The sequence below is a fragment of the Sphingomonas endophytica genome (assembly GCF_014199415.1).
Classification (GTDB): Bacteria; Pseudomonadota; Alphaproteobacteria; order Sphingomonadales; family Sphingomonadaceae; genus Sphingomonas; species Sphingomonas endophytica.
In genome coordinates this window covers 132,090-153,516 of record NZ_JACIJN010000006.1, presented here as the reverse complement: position 1 = coordinate 153,516, position 21,427 = coordinate 132,090, and the positions used below count along the sequence as shown (strand labels likewise).

At 69.0% G+C, this 21,427-nt stretch carries 15 protein-coding genes and 2 pseudogenes; 4 read left to right on the top strand and 13 right to left on the bottom strand.

All coding sequences use genetic code 11. The annotated features are described in order from the left end of the window. Nucleotides 1-393: 393 nt before the first annotated feature. Nucleotides 394-2,991 (bottom strand): aminopeptidase N, encoded by a 2,598-nt coding sequence (gene pepN, locus FHS97_RS10500; protein ID WP_184036935.1) that lies wholly within the window; start codon nt 2,989-2,991, stop codon nt 394-396. Nucleotides 2,992-3,110: 119 nt separating this feature from the next. Between pepN and FHS97_RS10495 the strand changes: the two genes are divergently transcribed. Together FHS97_RS10495 and FHS97_RS10490 are read left to right on the top strand one after the other, a co-directional pair. Beyond that, entirely contained in the window at nt 3,111-4,751 is a 1,641-nt protein-coding gene (locus FHS97_RS10495) for a M28 family metallopeptidase (RefSeq protein WP_184036932.1), read from the top strand. A 58-nt stretch (nt 4,752-4,809) separates the two neighbouring features. Beyond that, the gene (locus tag FHS97_RS10490) at nt 4,810-5,400 is read left to right on the top strand and encodes a hypothetical protein (RefSeq protein ID WP_184036929.1); all 591 of its coding nucleotides are present in this window, start codon (nt 4,810-4,812) and stop codon (nt 5,398-5,400) included. 288 nt (nt 5,401-5,688) lie between these two features. Here FHS97_RS10490 and FHS97_RS10485 read toward each other — a convergent pair whose 3' ends face one another. Together FHS97_RS10485 and FHS97_RS10480 are read right to left on the bottom strand one after the other, a co-directional pair. After that, nucleotides 5,689-6,990, bottom strand: a complete 1,302-nt coding sequence (locus FHS97_RS10485) for a UDP-glucose dehydrogenase family protein (protein ID WP_184036926.1) — start codon at nt 6,988-6,990, stop codon at nt 5,689-5,691. An 84-nt stretch (nt 6,991-7,074) separates the two neighbouring features. Then, nucleotides 7,075-7,461 carry a hypothetical protein gene (locus tag FHS97_RS10480; RefSeq protein ID WP_184036922.1) on the bottom strand — a complete coding sequence of 129 codons (387 nt, stop codon included), beginning with the start codon at nt 7,459-7,461 and terminating at the stop codon, nt 7,075-7,077. 88 nt (nt 7,462-7,549) lie between these two features. On the opposite strand from FHS97_RS10480, the gene FHS97_RS10475 reads away from it, so the two are divergent. Both FHS97_RS10475 and FHS97_RS10470 read left to right on the top strand, forming a co-directional pair. Next, nucleotides 7,550-8,620: a polysaccharide pyruvyl transferase family protein gene (locus FHS97_RS10475; RefSeq protein ID WP_184036919.1), complete on the top strand. Its 1,071-nt coding sequence runs from the start codon at nt 7,550-7,552 to the stop codon at nt 8,618-8,620. Next, nucleotides 8,613-9,974: a Coenzyme F420 hydrogenase/dehydrogenase, beta subunit C-terminal domain gene (locus FHS97_RS10470; RefSeq protein WP_246346590.1), complete on the top strand. Its 1,362-nt coding sequence runs from the start codon at nt 8,613-8,615 to the stop codon at nt 9,972-9,974. Before FHS97_RS10475 ends, FHS97_RS10470 begins: the two co-directional genes overlap by 8 nt. A gap of 48 nt (nt 9,975-10,022) precedes the next feature. Here FHS97_RS10470 and FHS97_RS17715 read toward each other — a convergent pair. The 10 genes and pseudogenes from FHS97_RS17715 to FHS97_RS10425 form a co-directional block, all read right to left on the bottom strand. Further along, nucleotides 10,023-10,130, bottom strand: a pseudogene (locus FHS97_RS17715) (PEPxxWA-CTERM sorting domain-containing protein); the annotation flags it as partial. 186 nt (nt 10,131-10,316) lie between these two features. Continuing rightward, nucleotides 10,317-11,513, bottom strand: a pseudogene (locus FHS97_RS10465) (esterase-like activity of phytase family protein); the annotation flags it as partial. 112 nt (nt 11,514-11,625) lie between these two features. Next, complete coding sequence (locus FHS97_RS10460; protein WP_184036911.1) at nt 11,626-13,299, bottom strand: FAD-dependent oxidoreductase; 1,674 nt, start codon at nt 13,297-13,299, stop codon at nt 11,626-11,628. Next, nucleotides 13,296-14,108: an aldo/keto reductase gene (locus FHS97_RS10455; RefSeq protein ID WP_184036908.1), complete on the bottom strand. Its 813-nt coding sequence runs from the start codon at nt 14,106-14,108 to the stop codon at nt 13,296-13,298. Before FHS97_RS10455 ends, FHS97_RS10460 begins: the two co-directional genes overlap by 4 nt. Continuing rightward, nucleotides 14,105-14,971: a glycoside hydrolase family 16 protein gene (locus FHS97_RS10450; protein WP_184036905.1), complete on the bottom strand. Its 867-nt coding sequence runs from the start codon at nt 14,969-14,971 to the stop codon at nt 14,105-14,107. Before FHS97_RS10450 ends, FHS97_RS10455 begins: the two co-directional genes overlap by 4 nt. 8 nt (nt 14,972-14,979) lie before the next feature. Beyond that, nucleotides 14,980-15,873 carry a glycosyltransferase gene (locus FHS97_RS10445; protein WP_184036902.1) on the bottom strand — a complete coding sequence of 298 codons (894 nt, stop codon included), beginning with the start codon at nt 15,871-15,873 and terminating at the stop codon, nt 14,980-14,982. After that, nucleotides 15,870-17,168 carry a lipopolysaccharide biosynthesis protein gene (locus FHS97_RS10440; protein ID WP_184036899.1) on the bottom strand — a complete coding sequence of 433 codons (1,299 nt, stop codon included), beginning with the start codon at nt 17,166-17,168 and terminating at the stop codon, nt 15,870-15,872. The genes FHS97_RS10445 and FHS97_RS10440 overlap by 4 nt, the downstream gene beginning before the upstream one ends. A gap of 34 nt (nt 17,169-17,202) precedes the next feature. Next, on the bottom strand, nt 17,203-19,320 hold the full coding sequence (locus FHS97_RS10435) for a GumC family protein (RefSeq protein ID WP_184036896.1): 2,118 nt from the start codon (nt 19,318-19,320) through the stop codon (nt 17,203-17,205). Nucleotides 19,321-19,352: 32 nt separating this feature from the next. Beyond that, nucleotides 19,353-20,678 carry an outer membrane beta-barrel protein gene (locus tag FHS97_RS10430; protein ID WP_184036893.1) on the bottom strand — a complete coding sequence of 442 codons (1,326 nt, stop codon included), beginning with the start codon at nt 20,676-20,678 and terminating at the stop codon, nt 19,353-19,355. 17 nt (nt 20,679-20,695) lie between these two features. Then, nucleotides 20,696-21,277, bottom strand: coding sequence for a polysaccharide biosynthesis/export family protein (locus FHS97_RS10425; protein WP_184036890.1), 582 nt, complete (start codon nt 21,275-21,277; stop codon nt 20,696-20,698). Nucleotides 21,278-21,427 lie beyond the last annotated feature (150 nt).

The window sequence follows — 21,427 nt, the reverse complement described above, 5'->3', positions numbered from 1 at the left end:
GACGGTCGCATTTTTCAGGACGGGTGATCCGCCGTAAGCCGACGGAGGTTCTTGCACGCGGAGGCGCGGCGTACGCGGAGATTCATCCTTGCAGGCGCGGTGCTGCTGTTTTTCGAGGGGCATCATCGGCGACATGCGCGACACCTCTGCATGCTCTGCGCCTCAGTGTGACCTAACCACTTCTTCAAACGCCGGGCTTCCACGTCGGTCGGCCTGGGGCGTGATGACATCAACTTGATCCGTCACTGCGAGCGCAGCGAAGCAATCCAGTGTTGGACCAGGACACCTTGGATTGCTTCATTACGCTCGCAATGACGAACGGTATGTTCGACCTGACGTCATCATGATCCATGTAGGGCAGAAGCCGGGCCGCGGATCAAGTCCGGGGCGACGTTAGCCCTCCAGACTCTTCGACGCCTGTTCGAACAGGTCCTTGCTGATCCCCGGCGTCGCGACGATCCGTTCCAGCTCGGCGCGCATTGCCGCCGAGCGGACGGGATCGAAGCGCCGCCAGCGGCCGAGCGGCGGCAACAGCCGCGCCGAGGTCTGCGGGTTGAGCTTGTCGAGCGCCAGCAATTGTTCGGTCAGCCAGCGATAGCCCGCACCGCCCTCGGCATGGAAGGCGCGCTGGTTGACCGCGAACGCGCCGACCAGCGCGCGCGCGCGATTGGGGTTGGCGAGCGTGAAGTCGGGATGCTGCGCCAGTTCGGCGACCAGCGCGGGCGTGTCGTCGCGCGACGACAGTGCCTGCGTCTGGAACCATTTGTCGAGCACCAGCGGATTGTCGGCATAGCGGGTGTAGAATTGGTCGAGCGCGCGCTCGCGCTCGGGCGAATGGCCGCTCACCAGCGTCGATAGCGCACCCTGACGGTCGGTCATGTTGTCGGCCGACTCGAACTGCGCCCATGCCAGCGCCGGGGCGTCGCTCGCGCCGGAGGCGGCAAGATAGCCGAGCGCAACGCTGCGCAGGCGGCGGATGCCCTTGTCCTCGGGCGTATAGGCGTAAGGGCGGCGGAGCGCGGGGTCGCAGGCGGCGCGCCACCGCGCCTCCAGCTCGCGGCCGAGCGTGGCGCGCAGATCCTCGCGCGCGCGAAAGATCGCCTCGGGATCGACGATGCTCAGCTGGTCGCCGATGAAATTCTCCGACGGCAGCAGCACCGCCTCGGCGACGAACGCGCGGTCGAGCGTCGGATCGTCGAGCGTGTCGGCGACCGCATCGACCACCGCGCGCGGATCGGCCTCGCCCTCGACCGCGGCGGCGATCAGCGTGTCGAGCATCAATTGCTGCATCGCCTCGTAGCGCGCGAAGGCATCGTCGTCGTGGCGCGCGAGGAAGGCGAGGTCGGCGGCGCTGCGGTCGCTCTCGACGATCACCGGCGCGGAGAAGCCGCGGTTGAGCGAGACGACCGGGCGTTCGGTGACGGTCTCGAACGTTACGCTGGCGCTGGCGTCGGACAGGATCACGAGCTGCTCGTCGCCGAGCGGCTGGCCGGTGTCGCCGCCGAACAGGCGGATGCGCAACGGGAGCACCTGCGGCTGCTTGACCGGTTGGCCGGGCGTCTCGGGCACCTTCTGCGCGAGGTTGAGCGTCGCACGGCCGCTGCCGGGTTCGTGGACCAGCGAGGCGGAGACGCGCGGGGTGCCGGCCTGGCTGTACCAGAGGCGGAATTGCGTGAGGTCGATGCCGCCGCCCTCTTCCATGCAGGCAACGAAATCCTCGCAGGTCGCGGCGGTGCCGTCGAAGCGGTCGAAATACAGGTCGCAGGCGGCGCGGAAGCGCTGCGGCCCGAGCATCGTCGCCATCATGCGGATCAGCTCCGCGCCCTTGTTGTAGATGGTGGCGGTGTAGAAGTTGCTGATCTCGATATAGCTTTCCGGGCGGACCGGGTGCGCGAGCGGGCCGGAATCCTCCGGAAACTGCGCGGCGCGCAGGCCGCGCACGTCCTCGATGCGCTTGACCGCGGCCGAGCCCTGATCGGCGGAGAAGCCCTGATCGCGGTAGACGGTAAAGCCTTCCTTGAGGCTCAACTGGAACCAGTCGCGGCAGGTGATGCGGTTGCCCGACCAATTGTGGAAATATTCGTGCGCGACCACCGCGGCGATTGCGTCGTAATCGTAATCGGTGGCGGTGTCCGGATCGGCGAGGATGTAGCGGCTGTTGAAGATGTTCAGCCCCTTGTTCTCCATCGCGCCGAAGTTGAAATCGTCGACCGCGACGATGTTGAACACGTCGAGGTCGTATTCGCGGCCATAGACGCGCTCGTCCCACGCCATCGACAGTTTGAGCGCGCCCAGCGCATGGTCGGTCTTGGGCAGATCGGCGCTGCGGACCCAGATGCCGAGTTGTACCTCGCGCCCCGAGCGGGTGGTGAAGGTGCCGCGGTTGACCGCGAGGTCGCCCGCCACCAGCGCGAACAAATACGACGGCTTGGGCCACGGATCGTGCCATTCCGCCCAATGCGTGCCGTCGGCATTGTCGCCCTGCGCGACCGGATCGCCATTGGCGAGCAGCACCGGGAAGCGTGCCTTGTCGGCGGTCATCTTCACCCGGTAGGTCGCGAGCACGTCGGGACGGTCGGGGAACCAGGTGATGCGGCGGAAGCCCTCCGCCTCGCATTGCGTGCAGAGGTTGCCGCCCGAGGCGTAGAGCCCCATCAATTGCGTGTTGCGATCGGGGGCGATCTCGACCTCGGTCTCGACGACATGCGCGTCGCCGGAGAGCGGGACGACGAGCTGCTCGCCCTCGATCCGCCAGTCGTTGATCGCCTGTCCGTCGACCGTCACCGACAGCGGCACCTGACCCGCGCCGTCGAGGCGGAGCGGGGTGTCGTGATCGCCATTGCGGGTCACATCGAGGCGGGCGCGGACGCGGGTCGCGACCGGATCGAGCGCGAAGTCGAGCGCGACCTGCGGCACCAGCCATGCGGGCGGGGTATAATCGCTGCGGCGCGTGGCGGCGGGCGTGACGGGGGTGGTGCGGGCATCGGCCATGGCGCGGACTATGACGAAAACGCGGGCGTGGTTCCATGGGAAAGCCGCGCGATCGTCTCGACGGCAACCATCGTCGCTCGTAAGGTCAGCGATCCTTCCTCTTCCACTCGGGCGTGTCCATGTTTCGTTCGTTCGCTTTCCTGCCGTTGCTCGCGCTTTCCGCCACCACGCTCGCCCAGACCACGCCCGCCGCGCGCAACGCCGCGCTCAATGCGCCGCTGCCCGCCGATCAGGCGGCGATGAAGGCGCATGTGATGTTCCTCGCGTCGGATGCGATGAAGGGGCGCGACGTCGGGTCGCCCGAGTTCGACATCGCCGCGCAATATGTCGCCGCGCAATTCTATGCCGCCGGGCTCAAGCCGATGGGCGACGACGGCGGCTATCTGCAGAAGGTGCCGCTGACCGGCTACAAGATCGCGGGCGAGGGCAAGGCGTCGTGGACCGCGGCGGGCGGTGCCGCGGTGCCGCTGGCGTTCGGCAAGGACTTCACCCCGGCGGCCAATCCGGCGGCGAAGGCGACCAACGTCGCCGCGCCGCTGGTGTTTGTCGGCTATGGGCTGGAAGCGCCGCAATATGGGCTGGACGATTATGCCGGCGTCGACGTGCGCGGCAAGATCGTCGCCTATGTCGGCGGCGCCCCGGCGGGGCTGCCGAGCGAGGTGTCGGCGACCTTCGGCAGCGCGGCGGCGCGGCAGAGCGCGGCGGCCAAGCATGGCGCGGTCGGGGTGATCGCGATCGCCGACGTGCGCAAGGCCGGGCGCGGCGCGCCGTCGTTCGCGTCGGTGACCAAGGGCTATGCCGCCGAGCGGATCACCTGGGCGCAGCCGGACGGCACCGGTAGCGCGAGTGGCGCGCCGCTGCTCGGCACGCTCTCACCGGCGGGTGCGGCGAAGCTGTTCGGGCGCGCGTGGCCGGCGCTCGCCAAGGGCGCGGCGCGCAAGACGCTGAAGGTGCGGCCGGCGACCGCCGCGGGGACGCTGTCGATCGCCAGCGCCACCAATTTCCGCGCGATCCCGAGCAGCAACGTCGTCGGCATGATCCCCGGCAGCGACCCGATGCTCGGCAAGGAGACGGTGGTGCTGTCGGCGCATCTCGACCACGTCGGGGTCGGCAAGGCGGTGAACGGCGACACGATCTACAATGGCGCGCTCGACGACGGGATCGGGATCGCGAGCCTGATCGAGGCGGCGAAGCGCTTCAAGACCGCGACCCCGCCGAAGCGCAGCATTCTCTTCCTCGCGGTGACTGCGGAGGAGAAGGGGCTGGTCGGCAGCGACTATTTCGCGAACCACCCGACCGTGCCGATCGGCGACATCGTCGCCGACGTGAACCTCGACATGCCGATCCTGACCTACAAGTTCGAGGATATGGTGGCGTTCGGCGGCGATCGCTCGACGCTGGGGCCGATCATCGCGCGCGCGGTGGCGGGGATCGGCGTCGGCCTGTCGCCCGATCCGATGCCCGAGCAGGCGATCTTCGTCCGCTCCGACCATTATCGCTTCGTGCAGAAGGGCGTGCCGTCGGTGTTCCTGTGGCCGGGCGAGAAGGGGCCGGGCAAGGCGGCGATCGCGACGTTCATGGACAATTGCTACCACAAGCCGTGCGACGACCTGTCGCAGCCGATCCTGTGGGATCAGGGGGTGCGCTTCGTCGACGCCAATTACCGGATCGCGCGCGAGATCGCCGATGCGCCGCAGCGGCCGGTGTGGAACAAGGGCGATTATTTCGGGCTGCTGTTCGACGGGCCGATCGCGCCGTGAGTTTGCTTGCCAAGCGCGGCACGGCGACCGATGAAGGACGCTGGTCTGGGGAGCGACAGTGACCGACGCGCGTGACATCATCCGCCGCACGACGATCGAGCTGGGGCCGCTGCGGATCACCCGCGAATATCGCTGCGCGCCGCCGGGGCCGCATTATCCATTCTATGAGCCGGCGCGGGTGCGATCGGGCGGCGGCTGGCGCGCGGCCGGGGTGCTGGGCGTGGTGCTGGCGGTGAGCGCGGGCGGGCTGTCGATGGCGGCAACCCGTGCGCCGCCGGTGCGGACGCGGGCCTATGCGGTGAGCGTGCCGGTGCCGCAGCAGGTGATCGCGCCGCCGCCGCCGGTGGTGGAAGCGCGGGCGGTGCGGGCGGTGGTTCCGCGTGCGGTGACCGCGCCGGTGGTCAAGAAGGTAGTGGCCGACGAGGTGCCGCTGGGTAGCGGCAGCCGTACGGCGGCGATCGCGGCGGCGCTGCACAGCGGCGAGGTGCAGGAATGGTATGAGTCGGCCGGGCAGGTGCACGGCTTCGTCGTCGCAGGCGCGGCGGAGGCCGAAGGCGGGCGGACGTGCCGGGCGCTGTCGGTGCTGACGCGCGCGCCGGGTGGGGCGGATCGGGTCGACCAGCGGCGCGAGTGTTTACCGGCGGGGTAGGGCCTCGTCTTTACCGCGAAGGAGAGGTGCTTGCGCGAGGTCAGGGACAGATCGACGGTCAGGATTTCCGCAATCCTCGCCTGCGTTTGACGTGAACATCGCCTCGTTTGTCGCCCCGGACTTGATCCGGGGCCCCGCTTCTTTCTGGCGATCGAGGTAAGAAGCGGGATCCCGGATCAAGTCCGGGATGACGGGAAGTTCTGCGGAGGGGCAGCCTTCGCGGGGATGACGGTGGCGAGAGAAGAAGCGGGGCGACGGACCGCTGGTGCGTCGCCCCGCTGTCTTCGATCAGCGGCCGATGCTGGTGTAGCGGAAGCCGGCCGCCTGCACTTCGGCCGGCGTGTAGATGTTGCGGAGGTCGATCAGGATCGGCTCCTTGAGCAGCGACTTCACGCGCGGCAGGTCGAGCGCGCGGAACTCGTCCCACTCGGTGACGATCGCCAGCGCGTCGGCGCCCTCGATCGCCTGATACGGGCCGTCGCAATATTCGACGTTCTCGAGCACGAGCTTGGCCTGTTCGGTGCCCTCGGGATCGAACGCCTTCACCTTGGCGCCGGCATCCTGCAACGCCTGGATCACCGCGATCGCGGGCGAGTCACGCATGTCGTCGGTGTTCGGCTTGAAGGTCAGCCCCAGCACCGCGATCGTCTTGCCGCGCACGTCGTCGCCCATCGCATGGACGATCTTGCGGCCCATCGCGCGTTTGCGGTTGTCGTTGACCGCGACCACCGCCTCGACGATCCGCTGCGGCGCGTCATAGTCCTGGCTGGTCTTGAGCAGCGCCAGCGTGTCCTTGGGGAAGCACGACCCGCCATAGCCCGGCCCGGCGTGGAGGAACTTCGAGCCGATGCGATTGTCGAGCCCGATCCCGCGGCTGACGTCCTTCACGTCGGCGCCGACCTTCTCGCAGAGGTCCGCAATCTCGTTGATGAAGGTGATCTTGGTCGCCAGGAACGCATTGCCGGCGTATTTGATCAGCTCGGCGGTGCGGCGCGCGGTGACGAGGATCGGCGCGGCGTTGAGGTACAGCGGGCGGTAGACCTGCCGCATCACCTCGGTCGCGCGGTCGTCGCCCGAGCCGATCACGATCCGGTCGGGACGCTTGAAGTCGTCGATCGCCGCGCCCTCGCGCAGGAATTCCGGGTTGGAGACGACGCCGAACTCGGCGTTCGGTGCGGCCTCACGGATGATCCGCTCGACCTCGTCGCCGGTGCCGACCGGCACGGTCGACTTGGTGACGATCACGGTATAGCCGGTCAGCGCCTCGCCGATCTCCTTGGCGGCGGCGTAGACGTAGGACAGATCGGCATGGCCGTCGCCGCGGCGGGTCGGCGTGCCGACGCCGATGAACACCGCGTCCGCGCCCGCGACCGCTTCCTTGAGGTCGGTGGTAAACTTCAGCCGGCCCGCCGCGACGTTGCGCGCGACGAGGTCTTCGAGGCCGGGCTCGTAGATCGGCATCTTGCCGGCCAGCAGCCGGTCGATCTTGCCCTTGTCCTTGTCGACGCAAATCACGTCATGGCCGAAGTCGGCAAAGCATGTGCCTGAAACCAGGCCGACATAGCCCGAACCGATCATGGTAATGCGCAAGACGGACGCTCCCTTGAATGAACCGCCCCCGGGCGGCATCCCAGCCTTGCCCGCTAGCGACTCGACCGCCCGTCTGGCAAGCGTTCAGGTGGTTGCAATTGGCACACGTCCGCTTGCTGCAACCGGAATCGCGGTGGTCCGCGCCGTCGCCACGACGGTCTTGCGCCAGCGGCGGCGGCGCCACGCATTGACCGCCGTGATCGCGGCCGGCCACAGCAGCGTCAGCACGACGTCGGAGATCGTGTCGGACCATGACCATTGCGAACTGGCGGCGAGCCAGTCCATCACCTCGTTCCCCAGTTCGGCGGCGAGCACCATCTGGAGCGCGACGATGCCGCCACGCCGTTGCCGCACCACCAGCAACGTCGCGAGATAGATCGCCATGCCGACATGGACGTGCAGCAGCTCCGCCGATCCGGCGCGGGCGACGATCTGGTCGATCAGCGACTTGTAGAGATGCACGATGTCCATCGGCGTTTTGTGGCGAATATAGGTTGATGAAGCGTGATCGACGGACGCGGGCCGGAACCGCGAACGGTTCCGGAGATTGTCGCGGGTAATGATCGAATCCCCCGCGCAGGTCGGCGTCCTGACCTTTCACCGCTGCATCAATTACGGCTCCTATTGGCAGGCGCGCTGTCTGGTCGAGGGGCTGCGCGCGCTCGGGCATGACGCGCGGCTGCTCGATCATCACAGCGACGCGGTGGTCCGCGCCGAATGGCGGTGCGCGTTGCAGCCGACGCTGCCGGAGCGGACGCACGCCGCCGACCTCGGCGCGTACAAGGCGAAGGCGCGGCGGTTCGTCGAGGCGATCGAGCAGCTGCCGCGCTCGGCAACCTTCGCGCTCGACGATCCGGAAGGGCTCGCACCGCTCGATGCGGTGGTGGTCGGGAGCGACGAGGTGTGGAATTTCCGCCACCCCTGGTATGCCTCGACCCCCTTGTTCTTCGGCGAGGGGCTGCGCGCGCCGCGGCTGGTGTCCTATGCCGCCAGCTTCGGCAACCATGATGCCGCCGACGGGATCGGTGACGTGTGGGTGGAACGGCTGCGGCGCTTCACCGCGATCTCGGTGCGCGATGCCAATGCGCAGGCGCTGGTCGGTGGGGCGCTGGGCGCGACGCCGCCGCTGGTGCTCGATCCGGTGCTGCAGTTCGGCGACCGGGTGCCGCGCGGCGTGCCCGACGCGGACCGCTACGCGCTGGTCTATGGCCATGGCTTTCCCGACTGGCTGGCGGCGGCGATGCGGCGCTGGGCGCGGCGGCATGACGTGCGGCTGCACAGCATCGGCTATCGCAACGACTGGGCCGATACGCAGGAGATCGACGCCGGGCCGGCGGCGTTTGCCGACCGCGTGGCGGGGGCGAGCGCGCTGGTCACCAACTTCTTCCACGGCTGCGTCTTCGCGCTGGTCCACGGCACGCCGTTCGTGACCGCCCCGTCTTCCTACCGCTTCAACAAGGTGCGCGACCTGGCGGCGGCGCTCGACGCGCAGCGGCATATCGTCGCGCCGGAGACGCCCGACGCGCTGTACGACACCTTGCTGACCGCGCCGCATGACGCGCGGATCGGCGAACGGATCGCCACCCTGCGCACGCAGTCGACCGCCTTCCTGGGCGCGGCGCTTGGCTGAGGCGCTGCGCCCGGACGATATCGTCGGCGCGGGGCTGTGCATCGGCTGCGGTGGCTGTGCCGCGGCGATGCGGATGGATCGTGACGGATTGTGGAAGCCCGAACCGGGCACGCCCGGCGGCGCTGATTTCCCGGCACGATGCCCGTTCTCGCCGGACGCGGCGAACGAGGATGTGCTCGCCGCCGAGCGCTTCCCCGCCGCCCCGGCGCACAGCGAGCTGCTCGGGCGGTTCGAATCGACGTGGGTCGGGCATGTCGCGGAGGGCGACGTGCGCGCCAACGGCAGCTCGGGCGGGATGGTGAGCTGGGTCGCGGCGGAGTTGCTGCGCACCGGCGCGGTCGATGCGGTCGCGCATGTCGCGCCGGTCGCCGATCCGGGAGCGGACGGGCGCTTCTTCCGCTACCGGCTATCGCGCGACGGCGAGGAGATCGCGGGGGGCGCCAAGTCGCGTTATTATCCGGTCGAGCTGTCGGCGGTGATCGCGGCGATCCGCGCCACGCCGGGGCGCTACGCCGTGGTGGCGGTGCCGTGCTTCATCAAGGCGCTCAACCTGTTGCGGCGCACCGACCCGGTGATCGCCGAGCGAGTGACGCACCTGCTCGGGCTGTTCTGCGGGCACCAGAAGAGCGCGCGGCTGGTCGACAGCTTCGCGTGGCAGCTCGATACGCCGATCGCGCGGGTGCGCGCGGTCGATTACCGGATCAAGGACGCCACGCGCCCGGCCAATTGGTATCGTGCGCATCTGACGCTCGACGACGGCAGCGCGCGCGCCGAGGATTGGTGGCATCTCGCCGATGGCGACTGGGGCGCGGGGTTCTTCCAGAATCCGGCGTGCGACTGGTGCGACGATGTCGTTGCCGAGACCGCCGATGTCGCGTTCGGCGATGCATGGGTCGAGCCCTATTCCTTGGACGGGCGCGGGACCAACGTGGTGATCGCGCGCTCGCCGGCGGTTCATGCGATGATCGCGGGCGCGGTCGCCGACGGGCGGCTGGCGCTGACCGAGGTCGATGCGGCGTTCGTCGAGCAGACGCAGGCGGCGGGCTTCCGGCATCGTCGCGAGGGACTGGCGTACCGGCTGACATGGCGGCGCGGCGGTGATGCGCTGCGACCGGTAAAGCGCGTCGCGCCCTCGGCGGCACTGCCGGCACGGCGCAAGCTGGTCTACCGGATGCGGCACATGATCGCCCGCGACAGCCACCGGATCGCGCGTGCCGCGCTGCGCAGCGGGCGGCCGTGGCTCTACACGGCGTGGGCGCGCAAGGTGCTGGCTGTGTACCGCGCGGTCGCATGGTCGCACGGGCGGCTGGGCGCGTGGGTCGACCGGGTGCTGCCGGAACGACGGGCACGCTGAGCGCCGACCGTCGCCCCGGGGTCCGGTCCGGGGCGGCGGGGCGGCGTCTTACACCAGAGCGCGGAAGACCGGCTTGCGGCGGCGGCGCAATGCGGCGCCGATCACGCCGAAGCCGGCGAGCATCATCGCCCAGGTCTTCGGCTCCGGCACCGCACCGGTCAGCTTCACATAGTCGTCGGCGCCGACCTTGAAGCTGTAGATCATGGTCGGGATCAGCGTCTTGCCCTTCGGGCACGAGGCGCCGAGCTTGACCTCCGCACTGCCGCCCTTGCCCGCCAGACCGCCGGTGCAGACGTCGAACTGCTCGCCGCTGCCCGATTGCGTGACCGAATAATCGTTGTCGGTGACGACGATCAGCGAATAGCTGCCGTCCGCCAGCCGCGGGCCGAACGAAAAGCCTTCGATCTTCTCGGGGACCGGATAGCCGGCAGCCTTCAACGCGGCGGCGATGTCGAGGAACGGGGTCGCGCTCTTGGCGACCGGGGTGACGCCGGCCGGCAGATCGTTGGTGCCGGCGAGGCTGACGTCCTTGACGTCGGTGGCGTTGGTCAGGTCGACCTCATAGACGCGCTTGTCGCCGACCTGCTTCTTGCCGTTGGGATCGTCGACGCCGAAGCCGCGATTGTCGCGCTCGAGCACCAGCAATTTGTTGTCGCCGACCGCCTGCAACGACGAGACGCCGATCGAGCGACCCTGCTTGTCGGCGTCGAACTGGTTCTTGGTCAGCCCGGCGTTGATCTCGTCGACCGAGGCGAGCTGATAGACATATTGCTTGGTCTGCTTGCCCGAGGCGACGTCGAACTCGACGATGCGGGTGTTGCGGCTGTAGACGCCGTTCGCCGCGCCGTCCGGCGCGCGGCCTTCGTTGACCAGCGGGTCCTGGAGGATCGCATAAGCGGTCTTGCCGTCCTTGCTGACGGTCAACCCCTCGAAGCCGCGATTGTCCTGCCGGCCGTTCACGATCGTGCCCGCACCGCCGACATAATCGACTCCGCCCTTCTGGTCGTGCGGGACGAGGTTGGCGGGCACCTCGAACGCGCGGACGAACTGGCCGTCGGTGCGGAACTCATAGACCGACGGGCCATATTCGTCGGAGACGAGGAAATTGCCGTTCGGCAACCGCGCCAGCCCCTCGGGATCGAACGAGCGGCCGAGGTCGGCGACGCTGCCGTTCAGCAATTGCGGGTTGAGGCCGTTATAATTGTTCGCGCCGTCATGGTAGAGGACGGTGTTGGTCAGCGTGAAGCCGTTGATCCTGCCGCCCGCGTCGATGTCGAGCGTGAAGCCCTGCATCCGCGGGGTGTAGGACAGTACGCCGCCGCCCGGCCCGCGATCGGTGGTGCCCCAGAAGGTGCCGGTGCCGGCGTCGTAGCTGAGGTCCGATCCGAAACCGCCGAGACGATTGTCGCCGACATTGGACAGGCCGGACAGATCGGGACCATTGCCAACCGAGAAGGTCGAGATGAGCGTCACCGCTCCCGCCGACACGGGGGTGAGTGCGGCGATGGCGGCAGCGGTAAGCAAGGCGTAAGGGCGCATCGGGTTAATCTCCTGTTAACCGTTGCGCTGGCGCCTCGCTGTTACGTGGTCGTGACGATCGCGGGACGGTCTGACGACAGAGATGCGCCTGTCCCGCTTTGGAGCGAGCGGGTCAGCGCGCGCTGCGCAGATGCTCCGCCAGCCGCAGGGTCTGCGCGAGCAGCGTCAGCGTCGGATTGGCGAAGCTCGAGGTCGGAAAGCTCGCCGCGCCGGCGATGAACACGCCGCGCGTCCCGAAAAGCTCGGCATTGGCGTCGCACACGCCGTCCGCCGCAGTCGCCGCCATACGCGCGGTGCCGATATGATGACCGCCGACCGGCACCGGATGGTCGCTCCACGCCTGCGCCTCGTCATCGGTCAGCGTGATCGTCGCCAGGCCGCTGCGGTTCACCGCCGCCGCGATCACGCGCACGCCCGCGATCATCCGCGCGCGGTCCGCCGCGGTGCAGCGCCAGTCGATGATCGCGCGGCGCATGCCCGCGCCGTCGATCTCGTTGCCGAGCATCACGCGGCTGTCGCGGTGCGGCTCCTGCTCGCCGTTGAGGTCGAGCGGGTAAACGCCGCCCGGTTCGGCGAGCAGCACGCTCGGCAGCTTGCGCTGCGCGAGGATGCGGCGGCGCGTCCAGTCGAGCGCAAACCCCGCCAGCCGCGGCGCGCCGAGCAGCACGTTGCGGAAATGCGCGGCATGGAACGACGCCGACGAGCCGCCGCGCTGCGCACGCGCGTCATGCTCCAGCGCGGTCATCTTGCGCGCATATTCGGGAACGATCATGTTCTTGGCGAGGTACATCGCCGACAGCACGGGATGGCGGTGCGCGGGGTCGACGATGCTGGGGTGCGCGGGGCGCAGCACCATGTTCGCGAGCCGCTCGCGCCGCTGCGCCTCGGGCGACAGCCACAGATAGCGGCGGCAATAGATGCCGTCGTGCGAGCGGAAATAGTCGAAGCGGTCGTGCCCGGCGGGCGGGTGGAAGGCGATCGAGCCGAGCGTACCCTCCAGATGGCATTGGTAATAGCGCCCGACCAGATCGTGCTCGTTGCCGAGCCCGCAGCCGCGCGCCTCGTCGCTGGCGAGCAGCAGCCGCGCGGTCTCGATCCCGCCCGCGGCGATGACGACGCGCGGTGCGGCGACCGTCACCTTCGCGCCATCGGGCAGGCGCAGGCGGACGCCGCTGGCGACCGCGCCGTCGTCGGCGGTGAGGATCTGGTCTACGGGCGCGTTGGTGAGGACGCGCAGCCGCGGCGCGGCGGCGAGCCGCTTGCGATACCAGCCGCCGAAATCGGTCGGGTGGCTGAACCGCTCGACGCGCTCGGTGATCGCATCGCCGCCGGTGCCGGGAAGCGCGGGATCGGCCTCGCGCGGGTCGGCGGCGGCGGCGGTGACGTCGAGTGCCCCCGCCTCGGCGAGCGCCATCGCTTGCGGGTAGAAGCGCGCGATCTCTTCGTGCGCGATCGGCCAGCGCGCGGCGGGCATCCAGTCGCGCGTCTCGAAATCGATCGGATCGAACGGAATGCAGCGCCCGCCCCATACCGCGCTGGTGCCGCCGAACTGGCGGCGTCGGTACATTTCGCCGGGCGAGTGCGACGCCGGGGAAACCGTCTGCGCGCGCAGGAAATCCTGCCCGGCCTTGTCGAACTTGTCGCCACCGGCCTCGACCAGCATGACGTCCCAGCCGGCATCCTCCAGCGTCAGCGCCAGCGTGATCCCGGCCGGGCCGGCGCCGACGATCACCAGATCGGCCGCGATCCGCGCGGGCAAGGCGGCGCGGCGCGCGTCGACGATCATCGCGCCGATCCCCGTGCGATCGCAGCGAGTGCGCGCAGATGCTCGGGTTTGCCGGTGCCGACCACGGTGCAATCGACCGTGGGATGGGCGATCGCGCGCGCCACCGCCTGCGCGGGGGTAAGGCCGGGTTGCAGCGTCACCACCTCGCGCGCGAGCACCAGATGCCCGCGCGCGCGGATCGTCTCGGCGCGCTTGCCGAGCGCGGTGAGCACGTCCCACGGCAGCTCCAGCACGTCATAGCCGGGCTGGTCGAGCGCGGCGTCGAGCGTGGCGAGATCGTCGCACGACACGCCGATCCGCAGCGCCTTGCCGCTGGCGCGCGCGGCGACCAGCGCCAGCGCCAGCTCGGCGTCAGCGGCGACATGCGCGGGCGGGCTGTGGAGCAGGAACGCCTCGACGCGATCGGTGCGCAGCCGCCTGAGCGACGCCTCCAGACTGGCGACGATCACGCGCGGCCGCCAGTCGGCGCTGATCGCATCGGCGCGCTGCGCAGTCACCGCGTTGCCCGCGCCGCCACGCCGCGCGAGCACCGCGCGGATCAGCGGTTTGGCGGTGCGCAGCAGCCGGTATTTGGCGGAAAAGGTCTGCCCGCCCTTGGTGACGACGAACGCCGCGTCGCGTCGCCCGGCGATCGCACGGCCGATGATCCGCTCGCTGTCGCCCTGGCCATAGATGCTGGCGGTGTCGAGCAGCGTGACGCCGAGGTCGAGCGCGGTGCGGACCAGCCGCTCGCTGTCGGCGGCGGGGGCGGGGTTGGCGAAGGAGCCGAACTTGCTGCCGCCCAGCCCGAGGCGCGAGACGGCGGTCACTGGCCGGCGACCCGGTAGCCGCGCACCCAGTCGATCTTCATCCGCGCCGGCCATTTCTGATCGGCGGTCGGCGCGCCCGGCCAGGTGCCGCCGATCGCGAGGTTGAGGATCATGTAGAGCGGCTGGTGATAATCCCTGTTCGGCGCGCGGCGCACGACGCGGTCGTCGAAATACCAGACCAGCTCCTTGGGCGTCACCATCATGCCATAGGTATGGAATTGCGACAGATCGGTGCCGCTCTGCCACGGCATCCCGTCGCCCTTCTTCTGGTTGTTCGGCAGGTCCGGGAAATAGGTGAAATAGAGTTTGCCGGGCTCGCCGATCGATTCGAAGATGTCGATCTCGAGCGGGCCGGGCTGCTGCTGCTTGCCCTGTTTCACCGCCGGCACCGGGAGCAGCCAGAAGGCCGGCCAGATGCCCTTGCCGCTCGGGAAGGCGACGCGCGCCTCGACATAGCCGTAAGTGAAATGGAACGACCGCTCGCTGGAGATCATCCCCGACAGATAGGGCAGGTGGTTGGTGATCGGATCGGCGCGGAACGGATTGGGGCGCGCGGCGATCGTCAGCACGCCCGGCTGCCACTCGAACGCCGACATGCCCTCGGCGGGATCGCCGTAATATTCCAGTTCGCCGTTCGGGACGAGCGTGCGCGGCTCCCAGCCCTTTTCAGCGCGGGTCGGCTGGACGCCGAACCAGTAATTGGTCTTCCAGCGCCCCTTCGGGTTCTTCTCGGCGTGCCAGAAATCGGGCGCGCGGTCGAAATCCTCGGCGAAGGCGGGACGCAGCCGCGCGCGGTCGAGCGCCGCACCGCCGTTCGGGGTGGCGGACCAGCCCGCCCAGATCGCCGCCGCGAGCAGCGCCATGCGCACGATCATTTCCACACCGAGCCGCCGCATGCGCGGATATAGGCGGCGGTCTGCCGCGAGATTGCCTTGCGCTGCGGCCGGTCGTTGCGTTTGCGCCAGTCAAGGAATTTGCGCACCGCGCCGGTGACGCTGGCCTGGCCGCGCTGGCGCATCAGCAGATAGGGCGTGAAGAGCGCGGCGTTCACCAGCACCTCCGGGAAAGGCATCCGGAGATAGCTGATGATATATTTGTTCGCCAGCCGCTGCGTCTGGACGCGCTTCTTGGCGTCGCGCCCGGCGGGATGCTCCAGCTCCTCGCAGCTGATCGCGGGGTCGTAGCGGATCCGCCAGCCGGCATCGATGATCCGGTACGACAGCTCGATCTCCTCCAGCCCGTAGAAGAAGTCGGGCAGGAAGCCGCCAACCTCGCGCAGGCAGGCGGTGCGGAACGCGACGCACCCGCCGACGAAGCGGAAGGTGAGGAACGGCTGGGTGAGGTCGACGTCCTTGCGGGTGTGCGGGATCAGGTCGACGCGGCGGCGCGTCTCGCCGCGGACGTGCTTGCGCACGGTGATCGCGCCGAGGCGGTCGTCCTCGTCGAAGCGCGCGGCGAACAGGTCGAGCATGTCCGGCGTCTCGACCAGCACGTCGTCGTCGAGCAGCACGATGAACTCGCCGCGCGCCGCGTCGAAGCCGTCGTTGCGCGCGTGGACGCCCTTGTTGAACCCTGAGAAGAGATACTGGCAGTGCGGGAAGGGATCGAGCAGCGTCTCGCGCGTGCCGCGCTCGGCATTGTTGTCGACGAGGATCAGCTCATAATCGTCGCGCGCGCCGAGGCGGTCGTGGAGCCGGGTCAGCGTGTCGGCGAGAATCTGGTCGCGGGCGTAGGTGAGCACCACGACGGAAAAGCGGATCGTCATGCCGTTGGCTCCGATGAAACAAGGCGGCCGAGCGCGTGGCGCTCGGCGATGGTGAGCAACAGGATATTGGCGAGCTGGCTGACCGCGATCGCAATCGCCATGCCGGGGATGCCGTGCGGGATCGCGAGCACCAGCGCGGCGAGCGTGACCAGGGCAGTGGCGGCGCGGGTGACGAACATCGTGCGGCTGGCGCGCAGCACGATCAGCAGCGTCTCCGACGGCTGGTTGAGGCAGAACAGGAAGAAGGCGGCGCACAGGAGCTGCACGTTCTGTTCGACCCCGGCATACTGGCCGTGGAAGACCAAAGCGATCAGCGGATGCGCGAACAGCGCGACCAGCGCGAGATAGCCGCCGGTCAGCACGATCAGCGTGCGGCGCGTGTTGCCGATCGCGCTCCGCAGCCCCGGCCCGCCATCCTTTGCGAGCGCGGCGGCGGCGCGGGGCTTGTCGGTCGAATCGATCGCCGAGACGATGCTGACCGCCGGGTTGGTGAGCGTGCGCGCCGCGGTGAACACCGCCGCCGCGCCGGGGCCGAGCAGCGCGCCGATCAGGATCACGACCGTCGCGGTGCTGTAGACCGTATAGGGAAAGATGTTGAGCGCCAGCCAGCCTGCGAACCGGCCGTGCGGGGCGAAGCGCCGCCACGCGCGCGACGCGGCGGGGGCGGCGGGGCGGAGCAGCAGCAGCGCGAACAGCGTCGCCAGGGTCGCGGACACGCCCCAGGCCAGCGCACCGGCGACCGCATCGGGGCGGATGGTGGCGGCGACCAGCGCCCCGCCGATCAGCGCGACGAAGAACAGCGCGGAGACCAGCGCCGCCAGCCACGCGCGCTCCTGCTTGTAGAACCACCGGCGGACGAAATCGGCAGCGAGCAGCGGCGGAGTGATCCCCGCGCCGAGCAGCAGCGGTTCGGCGAGCCAGCGTTGCGCGGGCAGCGCGACCTGCACCAGCGCCGCGATCGCGACCAGCCCGACCGCCAGCACCAGCGCCGCGGCGACGTTCAGCCACCACCAGTCGGAATGGTAGCGGCGATCGTCGGCGACGTCGCCGTGGTCGCGATGCTCGGTGACATAGGGCAGCGTGATGAGCGAGCGGTGGAAGCCCGCGACGAAATAATAGGCGCCGATCGCGACCCCGACCGCACCGAACGCATCGGGGGCGAGGTGGCGGCCGAGGATCGCGCTGGCGGCGATGCTCCCGAGGCCCTGGAACCCTTGGTCGGCCAGCGCGAACAATCGCGCCAGCCGCCGGTCGCGGAGCCGCCCGGTCAGGCTCTGGAGAGGGAAAGAGGCCATCGGGCGGCGTGCTGGTGATCCGGTGGATGCCGGATCACGACTGCGCGTAATAGTCCTTCATGTAATCGGCGTAGCCCGACGGATCGCCGAAGCCGGACTGCGACTGGACCTTGAGGTTGACCATCGTCAGCGCGACGCCGGTGACGCCCGCGCCGACCGATGAGATCTGGTGCAGCGCGGCGCGCGCGGCGCGCGCCGGGGTGTAGCGCCAGCGGACCAGCAGCGCGAGCGCGTCGAAGTGATGCGCGAGCACGCGGGTGTCGGCGACCGCGAGCACCGGCGCGGTATCGACCACGACATGTTCGTAGCGGCGGCGCAGCTCGGCGAGCAGCGCGCTGAACTCCGGTGTCTCGAAGATGTGCGACGAGGTTCCGGCGGTCGGCGCGAGTGGCAGCACCTCGAGCCCGGTCTGCTCTTCGCGCACGATCACGTCGTCGAGCGTCGCGGTGCCGGCCAGCACTTCGCCGAGCCCGATACGCGCCTGCGGAGCGAGCGCGACCGACACCGAGCGGCGGCGCAGATCGGTGTCGAGCAGCAAGGTGCGCGATCCGCCGGTGGCGAGCACGCGCGCGACCGAGGTCGAGGTCGTGGTCTTGCCCTCCTTGGGCAGCGCCGAGGTGATGCCGAGGATCTTGCCGCCCTGCACCGACGCGGCGGTGAAGCTCAGGCTGGTCGCGAGGTTGCGATACGCCTCGGTATACGCGGACAGCGGGTGGAGCAGCGTCGCCTCGGCGGGATCGCTGGTGCGCGGCTTCTCGATCGAGCTGGCCGGGGTCGGCACGCTGTTGAAGTAATCGACCCCGAGCATCGTCTCGATATCGTCGACCGTGTCGAGACCCTGCACCCAGCGCTCACGGACATAGGCGATGGCCAGACCGATCGCGAGCCCGAGCACCGCGCCCATGAACAGCAGCACCGGAACGTTCGGCGAGCTGGGGGTCAGCGGCAGCGACGCCGGGGCGGCGATGCGGCTGTCCGGGCGGACGATCGACTGCTGCGCGTTCTGCTGCGTGCTGGTGTTGAGCAATTGCTGATAGGCGTCGCGCGCGTTCTGTGCGGTGCGCTGCAGATCGGCGAGCTCGACCGAGGCACGGACGTTGCCGGCGAGGCGCGCCTGCGCGGCGGCGAGGCTCGCCTCCAGCGAGGCCGTGGTCGATCCGGCGGCCTGCGAGGCATTGCCCGCCGAGCGCGACAGGTCGCGCATCTCGCGGCTGAGCTGCGCGTCGATCGCGTCGAGTTCCTTGCGTGCATCGGCCAGCGCCGGATAGCGCTCGCCATAACGCGACTGGAGCGCGGCGACGCGCGCCGCGACCTGCGCGCGCTGCTGGCGCAGCGACGACATGGTGGCGGTGCTGTACGGGCTGTTGGTGCCGCCGCCGACGATCGTCGAGCCGCTGGCGCCGCTGCGCGCGCGGGCGGCGGCCTCTTCGGCGCGCGCCGAGGCGAGCGCGCCGCGGATCGAGGAAATCTCCTGCTCGGCGGTCACCGAGTCGGGAAGGCCGAGCAGGTTGTTGCGGACCCGGAAGGCCGCCACCGCGGCATCGGCCTGCTCCACCTTGCGGCGCAGCTCGTCGAGCTGGCCGTTGAGTCGCGAATCGACTTCCTTGTATTCGGATGCCTTGGTTTCGAGATCCTCGGCCATGAACGCCTGCGCGAAGGCATTGGCGATCTGCATCGCCTTGAGCGGGTTCTTGTCGGTATAGCCGACCTCGAACAGCGAGGTGGTGCCGACGCGCGCGGCGTTCAGGTTGGTGAGCAGCGCCCCGGCGATCGCCTGCTTCCCGGTCGCGGCGTCGGTCGCGAAATCCTTGGCGGCGGCGCGCAATTCGGGGTCGCGGTCGAGCTTGAGCTGCTCGACGACGCGGGTCGCGACGGGCAGCGACTTCATCGTCTGCACCTCGGCGTCGATCTTCGCGTCGCGCGCAAGGTCCGACAATTGCGTCTGCGGCGCGCCGGCGACCGCGCTCTGCGGCGTATATTCGAGCTGCGCGGCGGCGGTGTAGCGGCGCGGCAGCACCTTGCTGATCGCCCAGGCGGCCACCACCATCCCGACGACGCACGCCAGGATGATCGGCAAATGCCGCTTCAGCCGCGAGAAGAGGCCGGCCAGATCCTGGCGTTCCTCGGCCCGCATGTTCGTCGCTTCCGCCATTGCTTACCCTTTTGTTCTGCCTTCGCCGCGGCTCAGCGCCGCAGCGTCAGGCTCAGCCCTGCGCGTAGTTCGTTGAAGCGTTGTCCAATCTGCGCGCCGCGGCTGTCGCGATTGGAATAGTCGATCGACGGCGTCAGCACCATCGACCGGTTGAGCGTATACAGCGCGCTCGCCCCGACATGGTACAATGTGTCGTTGCGGTCGATGCGCGAGAAGTCGTCCTTTTCCAGATCGGCGCGTGCGATCAGGATCAGGCTGCGCAGCAATTCGTGGTCGATCTCCGCGGTCAGCCGCGCGGCGACATAGCCCGGCGAGCCCGGCACGATCGCGTCGCGCACGTCGCGGCGCGCGGTCAGCGTGATCGTGGTCAGGTCGGTGACCAGATAATCGACCTGCGCGTCGAGCGCGAGGCCGTTGAGATCCTGGATCCCGGCGGTGTCGTAATGCCGCGTCAGATAGCCGACGCCGAGCCGGGTGCGGATCAGCGGCGTCAGGTCGAACGCCGCGCCACCGATCACGCGCAGTTCGTCGCCGCTGCGATCGAAGTCGAAATCGACCACCTTGTAGTCGTGGAGCGTATAGATGCCCTGCACGAACAACGAGGTGACCGGCGAGATATTGTATTCGGCGCGCGCGGTCATCCGCGTGGCGGTGCGATCCAGATAGTCCTGGTCGATCAGCGAGCCGTCGAGCGCGCGCGTGTCGCTGTAGTTCAGCCGCGTGACGTTGACGTCGCCGATCAATTGCAGGCGGTTGAACGCCCAGGTGCCGCGCAGCGACGCCACCTGCCGGTCGAGCGGCACCGACGCCGCGGCGAAGCGCGGAAAGTCGCCGGAGAGCTGCGTGATGTAGATGCGGTCGGCGTTCACCGCCGCGCGCAGGTTCGAATCACCATAGATGTCGAGCCGGCTTTCGACGCCGATGTCGTAGCCGTCCTCGTTCTTGATCGGATAATCGAGATAGCGGCGGAACGTGCCGCGTGCGTGCGCCAGCAACTGGTGCCGCGACCAGTCGCTGCGCGCGTCGATACGCGGCGCGATCGTCGCATAGGCGTCCGACACGGTATCGGTCGTCGCACCGAAGACGTTGCTGGTCGCGTTGGCGGCCATATCGATCTGCGGAAAGACCAGGAACGCGCCGGCATGGACGCCCAGCGCCTGCAATTCGGGATGCGGGCGCTGCAAGACCGTGACGCGGTCGGTGTCGGGCAGGTCGAAGGGGATGCCGGTATCCAGCACCGAGCGCGACGTCTGGGCCTGCGCGGCCGGCACACCGACCGCGAACAGCGCCGTCGCCGCGAGCAGCCGCGGCGCGACACGATGCCACCGCCGGGCACGACGGTCAGAGGCAGGCGACATGCGAGCCATCACCGATGTCAGAAGAATCGTTCGGCGAAGCGGATCGTGTCGCCCGGCCGCACCGCCATCTCGGGCGTCGCCTCGACCTTGGTTTCACCGCCGCCGGTCTCGGGGCGGATGAAGACATGGTTCTTCTGCGCGCGATAGGTGTAGCCGCCCGCCAGCGCCACCGCGCCTTCCAGCGTCATGCCGGTCTGGTACGGATACTGGCCCGGCTTGTTGACCTCGCCGAGGATATAGAACGGACGATAGGTGACGATCGAGCCCGTCACGCTGGGATTGCGGAGATAACCGTCGGCGAGCCGGTCGCGGATCAGCGCGCTGACCGCGTCGATCGTCATGCCCTGCGCCTTGATCGTTCCCGCCAGCGGCACTTCGATCGTGCCATTGGGGTTGATCGCATAAGTGCGGGTGAGATCGGGTTCGCCATAGACGGCGAGCGCGATCTGGTCACCGACGCCCAGCTGATAGGTCGCGTCCACCGGGGTCGCCCGCTCGCGCCCCAGCGCCGACGCGGGTTGCAGCGGCAGATCGCCGCCGCGTCCGGCGCAGCCCGACAGCAGCGCCACTGCCGACAGCATCATCGCCAGCCTCGTCATATTGATGGTTCCCCCGGGTGTATGCCGCACGTGCGAAGTGGCGACTTGGTAAGCGATGTTGCTTCAAATGCAAGTGATCTTCCGAAGGGTTAGGGACGGTCACGAGCCTTCTTGCAGGAATATCAATACCCGTTATGGCTCAAAGGGCAC